Here is a 14,435-nt window from a genome sequence, read left to right on the forward strand (position 1 = left end):
AGCTTTGTGGTCAAAACTAAATCAGGAATATATCCCGCGTATAAAACCAATGCTAAGTCTATTCAAGTCCATCTTCGGCTCGTCCGACAGTTCCAATATCAAGGAAATTCTCAGTCAGGGAGCCATACTAATTGATGTACGCTCTAGCAATGAATTTGCCAGCGGTCATGCAAATGGTGCTATAAATATTCCGCTGGACCAGGTTGATGCCAGGATTACCCAAATCAAAAGCTACAATAAACCCATTGTTGTCTGCTGTGCATCCGGTATGCGAAGTGCCCGAGCCAAAAGCCTGATGGCCGGACATGGTGTTACCGATGTTCATGACGCAGGCAGTTGGCGGAACATTAGGTAATTGATTGAAAAACAGTGTATGCAGGTCGATTTAAGCCAAAATTAACGTGCTGGTAATATCCGGCACCTTAACTTGTGAGCCTAAATCGGCCTTGCTGTTTCCCATGAAAATATCCCTCTTGTTGGTTTGCATATTGGCGCTTGCAGCGCTGACACCACCCAGGCTTGACTCCCTTAAACTAAATCAGATTCAGTGCATTGGTTCCCACAATAGCTACAAACAGGCCATTGAACCCGCTTTGTTCGCTCTGCTGACAAAGTCCGATTCTGTACGATTTAAAGCCATCGAGTACAGCCACACCAGCCTGACCAACCAGCTGAACCTCGGCTTGCAAAACCTTGAAATCGATATTTATGCCGATGCCAAAGGGGGGAAATACGCCCATCCGATGGGCCTTCAACTTGCCAAAAACCAACAGACCTACGATGCAACCGGGGTTATGAATGAACCCGGTTTCAAGGTATTTCACATCCAGGATATTGACTTTAGAAGTAATGCGCCGACGTTTAAAGGCTGTCTGGCCGAACTCAAAGGCTGGTCAGACGCCCATCCCGATCATTACCCCGTATTCATCACGATGAACGCCAAAGATGACACGATCAGGAAAGAGGGTTTTACCCTGCCTGAACCGTTTACGGCGTCGGTCTTAAATCAATTGGATAGTGTGATTCTTGCCGGTTTAGGCCGGTCTAAACTAATTATGCCCGATGATGTGCGGGGCAACAAGCCAACACTGGAAGCTGCGGTGCTGGCTGGAAACTGGCCCACCCTCCAGGCATCGAAGGGGAAATTCCTGTTCGTTCTCGACGAAACCGGAGCTAAACGGTCGGCGTATATAGCGGGGCATCCATCGCTAAAAAACCGTGTTTTGTTCACAAATTCGGAACCGTCTACGCCGGAAGCCGCTTTCCTGATCCTCAATAATTCAATAGAACAGCAGGGCCAGATTAAGGCGATGGTCAAAAAAGGGTATCTGGTCCGTACCCGCGCCGACTCGGATACCTGGCAAGCCCGCACCAACGACAAACGTAATTTCGAGGCAGCCTGCCAGTCGGGAGCCCAGATCATCACGACGGATTACTACGCGAAGAGCCAGTTTTTCCCGTCAGACTACATCATCAGCTTTGCGAACGGCACTTACCTGCGCCAAAACCCATTAACGCACTGATTTCTTTAATAAATTAATTTGACTCAGAAACCCTCATCGACGATTTTCTGACCATCAGTTTAGTCTTTAACGTATTATTGATTGACGTGCCGTGTTCGCCCGGATTTCGGATTAACTTGATCAGTAACTCAGCCGCCGAACGGCCCATCTCAAAGGCCGGTTGCGCCACGGAGCTTAGTGGTGGATTGAGCATGGCCGCAATGGGTAGATCCGAGAAGCCAACCAGTGCAATGTCTTCGGGCATCCGAAGGCCCGCTGCAATGATGGCCGCATGACAGCCAATAGCAATGTTGTCGCTGGAAGCAAAAATACCATCCGGTCGATTGGGCATTGTCAATAATAGCTGGACAGTTTCGAGCGCGTTGGCTGGCGAGTAAGGGGAAGAAATAACCAGATCATCAAGTAAAGGCCTGCCGTAATCCAGTAAAGCAGCCCGATACCCCTGAAATCGCCGACGACTGATAAGCAAATGATCGGGACCGGATACGTGAGCGATACGCTGGCACCCCTGCTGAATTAGATGTTCGGTCGCTTTGTACCCACCCTCAAAATCATCGACGGATACCGAGTGCGTGTCGATCTCTTCGCAGATACGATCGAAAAAGACGATGGGGAAACCGCGTTCGTGGATGTTTTTGAAGTGCGTATAATCTGTCGTTGTTGTGGCTACCGACACCAGTAAGCCATCCTTTCGCCGATTATAAATGTGTTTGACATTCAGCACTTCCCGCTCATAATCTTCATGACTCTGGTAAATAACGACATGGTATCCCTGGGCAAAAGCCACATCTTCAATACCGGCAATAACAATCGCAAAAAACGGATTTGCGATTTCCGGCACGATAACGCCAATATCGTTACTCTGGCTGCTCAGTAAACTTAACGCAACCGGATTCGGATTATAATCGAGCCGATGCGCCAATTCCAGTACCCGTTTCTTTGTCTCTGCGCCAATCTCTGTGCTATCTCGCAACGCCCTGGAGACGGTCGATGTAGAGAGATTCAGCTCACGGGCAATATCCTTTATGGTAATATTCTTCATGGACAGAAAATTAGAATAATTACATATCCCTTCAACGTAGGATATGCGGAAACGATTTAGCCGGAATAAAGGTAATAAAGGCGCTTTACTCTTTTTTAAAGAAGAAATTAAATCCTATATAGTCAGCGCAATCGTTCCCGAAATCGTTTGCGTAAAACAATCTTGTTATTCCCGAGAAAATACTTGTATCAAGACTTTTAGGGCGTTAAACTTAAGTATGAATAGGCAGAACTATGTCCGTTGGACTGCTCAGCCAATCTTGGTTTTTCACAAATTCACTCTTATTCCGGCTCGCTCTCTTTTCGGACTGAATTTACTCGTTTTAACTACCGTGAATTTGGAGCGTCGCACCCGTTCACGTATCTGATTACCTTAACCTATTTTAACCCATGCATCGTTTTAAAAAGTGCTTCCCGTATCAATACATGACAATTTCCATGCTTGCATTAGCAACTACCGCTGTGCTGGCCCAGAAACCAACGCAACCTGCTTTAGGCTCCCGATCAGTCAAAATGCTGACGATTAGCGGCCTTTCATTCAAAGACCTTAACAAAAACGGGAAGCTCGACAAATACGAAGACTGGCGTTTACCCACCGAACAGCGTGTACAGGATTTGATCAGCCAGATGACGCTGGACGAAAAAATAGGCTTCATGCTGATCAGTACGACCCGTTTGGCAGGTGATTTTTCCTTTCAACAGGGTGCCCCAAAAACCGAGATTACGAGCGGGTTCAATGAAGAAGATCAGGTGCAAAGCATGAATATGTTCACCCGAAAGCCGCTCCCCTACCCGATGATGATGGCCGCCGGAACAACCAAAGCCGTGACGCAGAACCAGCTACGCCATTTCATTCTACGAGCCAACACATCGGCAAAAATAATGGCCGACTGGCACAACAACTTACAGGCACTTTGCGAAAACTCCCGTCTGGGCATCCCGGCTATTGTGGCGTCCAACCCACGAAACCACATTACAACCGACGCGTCCGTTGGCCTCAGTGTTGGCACGACTGTCTTCTCAAGATGGCCCGGCGAACTGGGGTTAGCGGCCATGCAGGACTTAAAACTCACCCGCGAATTTGCCGACATTGCCCGCCAGGAATGGTCATCGGTGGGGCTTCGGAAAGGCTATCAGTACATGGCCGATCTAGCGACCGAACCCCGCTGGCAGCGTATTGAAGGCACGTTTGGCGAAGATGCCGATTTAGCCGCCAACATGACCCGCGAGATAGTCCTCGGCTTCCAGGGGACAAAACTAGGCATTCACTCGGTGGGGCTTACCACCAAGCACTTCCCCGGTGGCGGGCCACAGGTGGAGGGGCAAGACCCGCACTTCGATTGGGGGAAAGATCAGCATTACCCCGGTAACATGTTCGACTACCACCTCAAACCGTTTCAGGCCGCCATCGACGCCGGTACTTCGGCCATTATGCCTTACTATGCCAAACCCATTGGCACGAAATACGAAGAAGTAGCTTTTGCCTACAACAAAGCCATTATCAAGGATTTGCTGCGCGACAAAATGGGCTTTCAGGGAATCATCAACTCCGATACCGGCCCCATCGAAATGATGCCCTGGGGCGTTGAAAAGTTAAGCATCGAAGAACGGTACCAGAAGGCCATCGAGTGCGGAGTCGACCTGTTTTCCGGTTCCGCCGACCCGTCGCTGCTGATGTCGACGGTAAAGAAAGGCCTCGTGAGCGAGAAACGGATCAACGAATCCATCGCTCGGCTATTGCGGGAGAAGTTCGTGCTGGGTCTGTTTGAAAACCCGTACGTCGACCCGGAACTTGCCCAGAAAACCGTTGGAAAACCAGCGTTCCAGCAACGCGCCGATCTGGCTTTCCGAAAATCCATTGTGCTGCTGCGCAATTCGGGGAATGTGCTGCCGCTGGCACCAAAGACGAAAGTATTTATCGAGTCCTATTATGACAACGGCCGTTCAAAAGAGCCCGTTACGGTCATCAAACCAACGACAAATAACTCTGGTCTGGAGTTTGTCGGCACGAAAGAAGAAGCCGATGTGGTGGTCCTCATGCTGACACCCAGCAGCGGTAGCTTGTTTAGTTCTAACGGTGGACCTATCGAATTGCAGCTGTCTAAAAACAAGATCGATGTAAAGCATGTCAATGACCTGACCAGTCAGAAACCAACCGTAGTACTCATCAATTACACGAGTCCGTGGGTGATCGACGAGATTGACAACCCGAACCTCAAAACGGTACTGGCTACGTTTGGCACCACGCCCGATGCTATTCTGGACGTGCTGAGCGGGAAGTTCAACCCAACCGGTAAAATGCCGTTCAGCACTCCCGTTTCCCGGCAGGCTGTGCTCAACAATCAATCCGACGTGCCGGGCCACATGAAGCCCAAAGGCTACGCGCTGTTCACTTTTGGCGATGGGTTGAGTTACCCGAAGAAATAGAGTCCTGCTATTTTGTACCTAATTTGCTGCCACACCGCGACAGAAGCGATGTGGCAGCAAATTTGTTTTCGGATGCACCCACTCATTACGAACGATGCCATTATCCTTGGCATCTTCCTGGTCTTACTAACGATTATCTTCAGAACCTCCCAGTCGGAACACCCCTTCTGGAAACGGGCGTATACCTACGTACCCTCACTTCTGCTGTGCTACATTTTCCCGGCGGGCATGAACAGCCTCGGCATTATTTCGGGCGAACAATCGAGCCTGTATAAAGTATCGACCACCTATTTGCTGCCAGCGGCTCTAGTTTTACTCACCTCCACTGCCGATTTGCGGGCTATTCTCCGGCTCGGCCCCAAAGCCCTGATCACGTTTATGTCGGGCACGGTGGGCATTATTATTGGGGCGCCCATTGCATTTTTTCTGGTCATGTGGCTCATTCCCGGCTTTCGGGAGCAGGCTATCGCCAACGAATACTGGAAAGGACTGGTTACTATTTCGGGGAGCTGGATTGGCGGTAGTAGCAGCCAGTTGGCACTCAAAGAAATTTACGGGTGCAACGAAGCTCTTTTTGCCATTATTCTGGTCGTCGATGCCGTTGTATCGACCACCTGGACGGCCTGCCTGATTTATGGAGCCGCTTACCGCGAGAAGATCGATGGCTGGCTTCGCGCCGACACGACTTCCATCGAAGAAGTCAAACAACGCATACTGGCTTACAAAGTGGAGCCGGACCGACCTGCCAACCTCCTCGATTTAAGTACGATTCTGGCGCTTGGCTTTGGCGGAGGTGCGCTGGCCCATGCGCTGGCCTATCTAATTTCGAGCACGCTGCAGCCTTACAAAGCCTCCCTGACGACTTATGGGCTGGACCCCTTCACATCCAATTTCCTCTGGGTCGTTATTTTATCAACGTCCTTAGGCATTGGGCTTTCGTTTACCCGACTCCGCAAACTGGAAAAACTAGGCACAACGGATCTGGCTACGCTATTCGTCTATTTCCTGATCATGACCATCGGTATGCGCCTTGACCTCTCTAATCTGGGTGGCAATATGGGTCTGTTTCTGGTGGCTGTTATCTGGATGCTCATTCACATTACGGTCATGCTCATCACCGCCCGAATCATCCGGGCACCTTACTTTTTTGTGGCTGTGGGAAGTCAAGCAAATATTGGGGGCGTATCGACGGCTCCGGCAGTGGCGTCGATCTTCCACCCCGCGCTGGCCCCCGTCGGCGTTTTACTGGCGGTTCTCAGTCACGTCTTGGGCACGTATGGAGGCCTGCTCACCGCCTGGCTCATGCGGCTGGTCGAGTAAGAGTCGGCCTTACTTTTGAATACCGACCATGTACAAATCAAACCCACCTTTCCCACCAGGCCGGTTGGACGAGAACAACATCAACTGATTTGTGTAGTCCGGCTGACTTGTCAGAATGGGGCGATACTCATCCGAAGCTGTATTGACCGTTGGGCCAAAGTTTACGGGTGCCGACCAACGACTGCCATCCCATTTACTGTAATATAAATCATAGCCACCCAGCCCACCCGGCCGGTTCGACGTAAAAACCAGCGTATTGTCCAGAATAAACGGGCATTTATCATCGGCAGTAGACGACAATTCAGCTACTTTCTCGATAGCAACATCGCTCAAAGCTGGCAATTTCGACTGTAATTCGGTAGGCGCGATGGTCGGTAATGTTGCTTTATATATATCGAAGGTCCCGGCCCGATTGGAGGTGAAGTAAATCGACCCGTTACTTTTATCGAACGTAGGGTAGCCATCGTCGGCCGTTGAATTCAGAAAGTCAAGTGGTATAGGGTCAACGAATGTTTTGTTGGAAATTGGACTTGTATTGCCTGTTACCGTATATGTACTCGCCGGATTATCTTTATAATTATGGGTCAGGTAGATGTCCAGATTACCGGTCCGGTCGGAGGCAAACAGCATCAGGTATTCGGCATAATGGCGACTCATGCCATCTTTAATCAAATCGCGTTCGTATGATTTAATATACGGTCCCAGTTCGTTGCCGATTGAATTCACTTTATCCGCAGCCCAGCCGATTGGAGTTTGCTCCTCTAGCACACCAAGTCCCCAGTAAGGTTTGTTGGTGAATGAGAAAACACCGCTACTACGGCTAAATGAATAATCAAGCGACTCCTTAACGAAGTTAAAATCGGAACGGCCACCCCGCTTCGACGAAAACAGCAGCGGCATAACGCTGCCAAACGCTGGAATCGCCGAATTGTAATCATCGTCGACGGAGTTTATGTCGCCCAGATTCGTAACCACATCGGGAAAGGTGCCCTGGCTGTATTGCATTGGCCGTAGTTTTTCACAGCTCATGACGAGTAGGCACAGACATCCAATAAGCGGTAAAAGCGTGAATTTCATACGTCGGTAGTCTATATATCAACATTGAGTCAAGTTTACAACAAAGGGTTGTAAACGAAAAAAGGCCGAAAGAAAATCCTCCGGCCTTTTTGGTACACACAAGTGTAGAAACAAAATAAAACACGCAAAATCAAACAGTGTTACTCCATCACCATTTCGGTATGGGCGGGTGCTTCGATTTTCTTGCCAATGAACAGCAACAACAGCGGCACGCAGATTAGGAAAAAACCACCAATCACCAGGAAGGCATCGGCGTAGGTCATCACCAGCGCCTGCCGCATCATGGTGCCCTGCATCAGCCCGTAGGCTTTGCTGGTCGCGGATGCCAGTGCATCACCTTTCGACAGAAACAAGCCGGTATACTGGCGAATCCGATCGACGGAAAGCGGGTTATAGATTGACACGTTGTCCCCCAACCGCGAGGCATGGAACATGGTACGCGTTGAGATGTAAGTCGTCATGATGGCCGTTCCGAAGGTACCGCCCAACTGACGAATCATCCCCGTCAGGGCCGATCCCTGTGGAATTTCGATGTTCTTTAGGTCCGCCAGGGTAACGGTGGTAAGGGGAATGAAAATTAACCCCATGCCAATACCCCGAATAATGAGCGGCCAGAAGAAATAATCCGGACCGGCAGCCAGACTAATGGCCGACAGGTCGAAGCAGAAGCCGAAGAACAGCAGAAAACCAATGCCCGCATACCAGACCGGCGAGATGTAGTTTTTGCTCATCAACCCACCTACCACGGGCATCATCATACCCGTTGCAATGGAGCCCGGCATCAGTAGCAAGCCCGTCTGGCTGGCGGTGAATCCCAAAATAGTCTGACAGAAAACCGGAATGATAAAGACCGACGCAAACAAACCAAAACCCAGGATGAAGTTAAACAGGGTTCCCACCGCAAACCGGCGCTGGAGCAGCAACCGCAAATCCAGAATGGGTATTTTGACGGCCAGTTGGCGCCAGATAAAGCCGATCAACCCCACACCAGCCGCAAGGGACATACCCACGATAAAGCGGGAGTCGAACCAGTCTTTTTCTTCTCCTTTTTCCAGGATGATCTGCAAACCACCAATACCCATAACCAGAAGAATAAGCGCCAGCCAGTCCATCTTACCGGCCAGCATTTTCTCGGCAGGTTCCTTTATGTAGGTGTACGTCAGGAAGGTAGCCAGAATCCCGAAGGGAATATTGATGTAAAAAACCCAGTTCCACGACAGATTGTCGGTAATGAAACCACCCAGCGTAGGGCCAATGGACGGGCCAATAATCACACCCAAGCCGAAAATGGCGTTGGCAATACCGAGATCCTCTTTCGGGAATGTCTGAATCAGAATGGACTGGGCCGTGGTGAGCAAACCGCCCCCACCGATACCCTGCACAACACGGAAGAAGACAAGCTCCCAGACGTTGGTCGAGGTACCACAAAAGATGGACGCTATCGTAAATAAAATAATGGATGCGGCAAAGTAATTCCGCCGACCGAGTTTGGCTGTCAGCCAGCCCGACATGGTGATCATAACGGCACTGGCGGCAGCATAACCTGTAACGACCCAGCTAATATCGCCCAATGAAGCGCCCAGATTCCCCATCATCTGGTTCAGCGTCACGTTCACAATCGAGGAGTCGATGGTTTGCAGCAGGGCGGCCGTCGTAACCGTTATGACGACGATCCATTTATCAAAACCTAACTTTTTCATGAAGTTGATTGAAGTGGTGTCGGGTTCTGGATCGCCAGCCCGGTCAAACCCAACACCGTTGTTGACGCGAGCGTGCCGGGTTTGACCGGGCTGGCGATCCAGAACCCGACACCACGGTATACCACTCACATTATTTCTGCAAATCCACGGCTACCGTTGCACTCATACCGGGGCGGAGCTTGGCGTAAAGTGGGCTGTTTTTATCCAGCTCGATACGAACCGGCACCCGTTGTACCACTTTTACGTAGTTACCCGTGGCGTTGTCGGGAGGAAGCAGGGTGAATTTGGCACCCGTCGCACCAGCAAATGAACCCACCTGACCGACCAGTTTATCGCCTTCAAAGGCGTCAACATCAATTTCGACCTTTTGGCCAGCCAGCATTTGCTTCAATTGCGTCTCTTTAAAGTTAGCCGTAACCCAAAGGCTCGTGTTACCCACGATGGAGCACAGTGCCTGACCCGGTTGAACCAGTTGGCCAATTTGCACCGCCCGCTTCGACACCACGCCCGAAACCGGAGCCCGCACAATGGTATAGGAGAGCTGCAGATTGGCCAGATCCAAATCCGTCTGACGTTGTTTGATAGCGGCCTGCGCTACTGAAATCTGACCTACTGTAGCCCGGCGCTGTGAACTCGTCACGCCCGTTTGCGAACCGGCAGCCGCTACCTGCGCCTGAGCCGTTTGGAGTTGAGCCTGAGCGGCTTGTACTTGTGCTTGAGCGGCATCTCGTTCGGCCTGTACGGCGTCGAACTGCTGTTGAGGAACCGTCTTTTCAGCCAGCAAGCGGCTATAGCGGTCAAAATCCTGATTGGCTTTGCGGGCGCGGGCCTGAGCCGCCGTTACGTTGGCTTGCGCCGTGGCTACCTGATTCCGGGCTGTGAGCACGCTGGCTTCTGAGCTTTGGATAGTAGCAGCCGCTACATTGACCTGCGAGCGGGATACCCCGGCTGCCGCCATAGCACTTTGCAGCGCGGCTTCGGCCTGTGCCACCCGAATTTTATAATCGGCATCGTCTAATACGACCAACGTATCGCCTTCTTTAACAAACTGGTTGTCCTTGAAGCGAATAGCCTTCACATACCCACCGGCTTTGGGAATCACCGGGTTCACGTCACCGTCAATCTGTGCATCGTCGGTTGTTTCGTGACGTTGCAGGTAGCGAAACTCGCTGTAGCCAAAAAAGAGAGCAATGACCAGGACAATGACGCCCCCTACGCGGAATAAAGTTTTCTTGTTCATGATTATGTCGTTCGTCAGAACGTGAGATTAATTAAAGATTATGGCCCGTAGCTTTGAGTAGACGCTGATAGGCTAGCTGCGCATCCACAGTGGCGTTGATCACATTGAGTTGGGCCTGTAGCAGAAAGCTGTTGGCTTCCAGAAAATCCGTCGAACCAACCAGCCCGTTGCGGAAACGGGATTCTGTCAGGCGGTAGTTTTCCTGCGCCTGCCCCACAGCTGTGCGGATAACATTCTGCTGTTCCAGTGCCAACTGGTAGTTGTTATAGGCCGTTACAACCTCGCTCCGAATCTGATCGGCTTGTTGCTGACCCTGTAAATCGGCCTGATCGATAGCCGTTTTGGCCGTGTTCAGTTTACCCTTCATGTTGTACAGCGAGCCGATATTATAACTCAGGCCCAGCCCCACATTCCAGGCACTGACAAAGGAGCCGCCTTCGGGAATAATCCGAGCGGTTGGGTTTATGTAATTATACCCTACCGACGCACCCAGATGCGGATACATGACACTTTTGGTATTGCGCAACATTGCCTCGGCCGATTGCACACGCAGCGCATTCGCCTGAACCTCAGGACGGCTTTGTAATGCCTGCCCCAGGAAATTGCTCAGTGGCTCGGCAGTCGTCACCGGATTGGTCAGGGTTGTATCAATCGTAACTTCCTGATCTTCGGGTAAGCCAAGCAACAAGTTGAAATTGTAAAGCGCCGTTTGGCGAGCCTTCTCAACCTGCAGACGGCTCAATTGAAGATTATTCCGCTGTAACTGAATTTTCAGCACTTCGTTGGCGGTTACAACCCCTTCTTTTTGCAGATTCTGAGCCTCGCGTTCGCGCTCGTCGAACTGTTTGATATTCTGATCAATGACGCTCGTCGACCGAATCAATTTGACAATGTTGTAATACGCGTCTGTAACGGTATAGACCAGTTCAGACCGATTTCGCTCGGCATCCAGATGACTGGCTTTTGCCAGTAAACTCGCGGAGAGTTCGGCTGATTTTTCGGCAAAACCGCCAAAAATCTCCTTGCTGATCGTAGCCCCCCCAATCATCGCATTGAAGGCGCCTGCCGGAATCGTCAGCAACGCTTTTCCATCGCTCCCTTCTCCAAATGAGACCGGACCGGTCAAACTATAGCGCGAATAAGCCAGCGATGCATTTGCCTGTGGCAGGCTCCGATCTCTGGCTTCCTGAGAGCGGGCTTCGGCCGCAAGCGTGCGCGAGTCGGCCAGTTTAATACCCTTGTTATTTTGTAAGGCCCGTTGAATAGCCTGATTCAGCGGCATTACCGATGGCGTCGACTGGGCGTTAATACCACCCAGCGTCAGTAACCAAAGGCCAGCCCCTATTACGTACTTTTTCATTTTACCGATTTCTAATTTTTTCCAGGAGTGTATTCATAACGCGTACTTCCTCGTCAGTTAAATGGCTGACGATGGATTCAAAATTCTTGAACTCAACCGCCACGGTTTCCACGAAGCGAAAGGATTCTTCAGTAAGCCTCAGGTTGACTTTCCGACGATTAGTTGGGTCTATTTCACGAACGATCAGATTCTTGGCTACCAGCCGGTCGGTGAGCCGGGTCATATCGGAGTTTATATCCGTCATTTTTTCCTTTAACTCACCCGCTGTCAAACTATCAGGATAAACCTCCGAAAGACGGCGTAAGGTGATGTACTGTTGAACCGACAAATCGAAGGGTGCCAGCTTTTGTCCAAAATAGTTAAAGATGTACCCATCTGTCTGATGCAGATTTTTGATTAGTCGGTGGTATTCATTGACAACTTGCATTTTCGTATCGGGTAGGGCGTGTCAAAGGTATAACCAATATTTGTTTAAACAAATTTCGTTTAAACGACTGAGATTAAGCATAAATAGCTGGTATAAACGGGTATTTGGTTCGTTTACTTCCCTAAGTACAACAAAATCAATTTATAGGAATAATACAATTTCGATTTCATATACACTTATTCCCCAATTGCATATTTCAGCCAGTATTAGCAGCAGTATTTTTAATCAATTTTTAACAATGAAGCTTTTTAAACCTTAATAAATAGCTGGCAAAAAGTGTTTTTTGTCATGGCACCGGCCACCCGGCCCGAGGCAAGAGGGATCTTCGATAGTTGGATTGTTTTTTATTCCTACCGAAGATCCCTCGTGCCTCGGGCCGGGTGGCCGGTGCCATGACAAAAAACTCTAATTCATCTTGAAAATAAAAGCTTAAACAGATTCGATAGTTGATCAATGGGTTTTGACAGTATACTACGGATACTTTTGTCTGAAGAAATCACTAAAAAAAAGACTCGTCCGTTAGCTATAGACGAGTCTTTTTTACTTGTATAGATACAGCAAATAAATCAGTATCCCTGGTTTTGAGTCAGCGTGGGGGTTCCGTCGGGGCGTTTGGTGGCGTCGATCTGACGTTGGGGCACCGGAAACACGACGTTTTGATCCTTAAAGGTAGCCCCGCGCAGGTTCGAGCGTTTGGTAACTTCGTAGGCTAAGTACTTGTTGAGTACCTCTTTTGCTACACCCCAGCGCACCAGGTCGAAGAACCGCTGCCCTTCCATACCCAGTTCCAGACGGCGTTCAAACCGCATCGCTTTCAGGGCGGATTCCCGGTCAGTCCAGGGGGTTTTGTACTCCGAGATCACGTAGTTGGCAGCAGGGTTGCCGTCGGTGCCTTTTACAAAACCGTCGGGATTAGCTACCCGCCGACGTACCTGATTCACGTACTCACGCCCCTTCTCCAGATTGTTCAGCTCGATCTCGGTCTCGGCGGCCATCAGCAGCACTTCGGCAAACCGCAGAATCCGGAAGTTATTGGCCGAGGTACGACGGTCGGGATCAACCAGACCGGCCATTTCGTCGGTTTTATAGTACACGTTCTTCTTGGGCGAAAACGTCCCGGCATAGGTCTGGTCACGTACCCACGTCTTGCCCGGATGCAGCCCCCAGTCCAGATACGGGATTCCCCGCCGACCCACCGACCAGTCTAAACGGGGGTCGAGGTTGCCCGCGTCGGGCGTGAAGGGCTGGCTGCTTTCGAGTCCCTGATCATTTTTCACCTCAAACTGATTGTAGGTATCGGGCAGCGGCAGCCCATTAGCGTCCGTGCGGTGGGCGTTGACGAAATCCTGAGAAGGCTGGAAATAGCCGCAGCAACCGGCGGGTTGCGAACTCAGTCCGCCGTGCGGAAAGTTAAGGTTCTCGCCAAGCCCCCCGTTGAAGCCTTTGCTGTTGTCATTGGCCGAATAGTTGGCATCCAGCACCACCTCGGTATCGGTGGCGCTGCCCTGCGTACCGATGCGGAAATTGTCGTGATACCGGGCGAACAGCGCGTATTTCAAGCCTTTAGTGGTTTTTCCCGTGGTTATGATGGCGTCAAGCAGAGGTTTGGCCTCGGTCCATTTCTTCTGGAATACATACACTTTAGCCAGCAACACCCCGGCCGCCCACTTGTTAATCCGGCCCGTTTCGGTAAATGTTTCGGGCAGATTGGCATAGGCGTATTGCAGATCGGCTTCCATCTCTTTCCAGAGCACCCGCTCGTTGGGCTGGCGGTAGTCGGTGGTGGTTTCGTCGATCCAGGGCAGGCGACCGAAAACGATAGTGCCGTGGAAATAGTACAGAGCCCGTAAAGCCTTCGCCTGGCCAGTCAGGTTTTTCACCTCCAGTTCGCTCAACCCACTCACCAGCGGACTAAGCCGGAGCACGTCGTTGCAGCGGGCAATGCCGTCGTAACAAAACCGCCAGCGGTCGTCGAGTTTGGTACTGGCTGGGGTCACTTCATAGCGTTCAATGTCGGAGCGACTGCCGCCCACGTCGGCTCCTTTCTGGGCGTCGTCGGAGGTGATGCCGCCGAAGACCCAGTTCGAGAATGAGTTTACATCGGCACCCGCGCTGGAGCCGTTTCCGTACATGGCTCCGTTCAGTCCGGCATAAGCTCCGGTGAGAATACCATTAACTCCGGCGCGGGTTTTCAGGGCCTCTTCGCTAAACACACCGATGGGCTGTCGGTTCAGGAAATCGTCTTTGCAGGCGTGGCTGCCCAGTAGCAGCACCGACAGTGTTAACAGTTTGGCAACTCGATTTATAACTTGGTTCATGA

Annotated in this window: 11 protein-coding genes; 4 read left to right on the forward strand and 7 right to left on the reverse strand. The window is 50.8% G+C overall.

The window, feature by feature from the left end:
- Positions 1–49: 49 nt before the first annotated feature.
- Positions 50–355: a rhodanese-like domain-containing protein gene (locus CRO74_RS28470; protein ID WP_097131223.1), complete on the forward strand. Its 306-nt coding sequence runs from the start codon at positions 50–52 to the stop codon at positions 353–355.
- Between the two features lie 103 nt (positions 356–458).
- Positions 459–1,523, forward strand: coding sequence for a phosphatidylinositol-specific phospholipase C1-like protein (locus tag CRO74_RS28475; protein WP_097131225.1), 1,065 nt, complete (start codon positions 459–461; stop codon positions 1,521–1,523).
- Positions 1,524–1,536: 13 nt separating this feature from the next.
- On the opposite strand, the gene CRO74_RS28480 is transcribed toward CRO74_RS28475, so the two are convergent.
- Entirely contained in the window at positions 1,537–2,565 is a 1,029-nt protein-coding gene (locus tag CRO74_RS28480) for a LacI family DNA-binding transcriptional regulator (protein WP_097131227.1), read from the reverse strand.
- Positions 2,566–2,954: 389 nt separating this feature from the next.
- Here CRO74_RS28480 and CRO74_RS28485 point away from each other — a divergent pair, with 389 nt between their 5' ends.
- Together CRO74_RS28485 and CRO74_RS28490 are read left to right on the forward strand one after the other, a co-directional pair.
- Positions 2,955–4,991: a glycoside hydrolase family 3 protein gene (locus CRO74_RS28485; protein ID WP_097131229.1), complete on the forward strand. Its 2,037-nt coding sequence runs from the start codon at positions 2,955–2,957 to the stop codon at positions 4,989–4,991.
- 72 nt (positions 4,992–5,063) lie between these two features.
- A complete protein-coding gene (locus CRO74_RS28490; protein WP_097131231.1) occupies positions 5,064–6,311 on the forward strand; it encodes a DUF819 family protein in 1,248 nt (415 codons plus the stop codon).
- A 9-nt stretch (positions 6,312–6,320) separates the two neighbouring features.
- Here CRO74_RS28490 and CRO74_RS28495 read toward each other — a convergent pair whose 3' ends face one another.
- The 6 genes from CRO74_RS28495 to CRO74_RS28520 form a co-directional block, all read right to left on the reverse strand.
- Entirely contained in the window at positions 6,321–7,388 is a 1,068-nt protein-coding gene (locus tag CRO74_RS28495; RefSeq protein WP_245878010.1) for a TolB family protein, read from the reverse strand.
- A gap of 140 nt (positions 7,389–7,528) precedes the next feature.
- Entirely contained in the window at positions 7,529–9,088 is a 1,560-nt protein-coding gene (locus CRO74_RS28500) for a DHA2 family efflux MFS transporter permease subunit (protein WP_097131564.1), read from the reverse strand.
- A 130-nt stretch (positions 9,089–9,218) separates the two neighbouring features.
- Positions 9,219–10,328, reverse strand: coding sequence for an HlyD family secretion protein (locus CRO74_RS28505; RefSeq protein WP_097131234.1), 1,110 nt, complete (start codon positions 10,326–10,328; stop codon positions 9,219–9,221).
- 31 nt (positions 10,329–10,359) lie between these two features.
- Positions 10,360–11,688, reverse strand: coding sequence for a TolC family protein (locus CRO74_RS28510; RefSeq protein WP_097131236.1), 1,329 nt, complete (start codon positions 11,686–11,688; stop codon positions 10,360–10,362).
- Position 11,689: 1 nt separating this feature from the next.
- The gene (locus CRO74_RS28515; protein ID WP_097131238.1) at positions 11,690–12,115 is read right to left on the reverse strand and encodes a MarR family winged helix-turn-helix transcriptional regulator; all 426 of its coding nucleotides are present in this window, start codon (positions 12,113–12,115) and stop codon (positions 11,690–11,692) included.
- 566 nt (positions 12,116–12,681) lie between these two features.
- Positions 12,682–14,433 carry a RagB/SusD family nutrient uptake outer membrane protein gene (locus CRO74_RS28520; RefSeq protein WP_097131240.1) on the reverse strand — a complete coding sequence of 584 codons (1,752 nt, stop codon included), beginning with the start codon at positions 14,431–14,433 and terminating at the stop codon, positions 12,682–12,684.
- Positions 14,434–14,435: the final 2 nt, after the last annotated feature.

The sequence above is a fragment of the Spirosoma fluviale genome (genome assembly GCF_900230225.1).
Taxonomy (GTDB): Bacteria; Bacteroidota; Bacteroidia; order Cytophagales; family Spirosomataceae; genus Spirosoma; species Spirosoma fluviale.

Excerpts from the sequence above, each read along its gene's own strand:
- CRO74_RS28470 (WP_097131223.1), top strand. The coding sequence starts at position 50 with ATGCTAAGTCTATTCAAGTCCATCTTCGGCTCGTCCGACAGTTCCAAT.
- CRO74_RS28475 (WP_097131225.1), top strand. The coding sequence starts at position 459 with ATGAAAATATCCCTCTTGTTGGTTTGCATATTGGCGCTTGCAGCGCTG.
- CRO74_RS28480 (WP_097131227.1), bottom strand. The coding sequence starts at position 2,565 with ATGAAGAATATTACCATAAAGGATATTGCCCGTGAGCTGAATCTCTCT.
- CRO74_RS28485 (WP_097131229.1), top strand. The coding sequence starts at position 2,955 with ATGCATCGTTTTAAAAAGTGCTTCCCGTATCAATACATGACAATTTCC.
- CRO74_RS28490 (WP_097131231.1), top strand. The coding sequence starts at position 5,064 with ATGCACCCACTCATTACGAACGATGCCATTATCCTTGGCATCTTCCTG.
- CRO74_RS28495 (WP_245878010.1), bottom strand. The coding sequence starts at position 7,388 with ATGAAATTCACGCTTTTACCGCTTATTGGATGTCTGTGCCTACTCGTC.
- CRO74_RS28500 (WP_097131564.1), bottom strand. The coding sequence starts at position 9,088 with ATGAAAAAGTTAGGTTTTGATAAATGGATCGTCGTCATAACGGTTACG.
- CRO74_RS28505 (WP_097131234.1), bottom strand. The coding sequence starts at position 10,328 with ATGAACAAGAAAACTTTATTCCGCGTAGGGGGCGTCATTGTCCTGGTC.
- CRO74_RS28510 (WP_097131236.1), bottom strand. The coding sequence starts at position 11,688 with ATGAAAAAGTACGTAATAGGGGCTGGCCTTTGGTTACTGACGCTGGGT.
- CRO74_RS28515 (WP_097131238.1), bottom strand. The coding sequence starts at position 12,115 with ATGCAAGTTGTCAATGAATACCACCGACTAATCAAAAATCTGCATCAG.
- CRO74_RS28520 (WP_097131240.1), bottom strand. The coding sequence starts at position 14,433 with ATGAACCAAGTTATAAATCGAGTTGCCAAACTGTTAACACTGTCGGTG.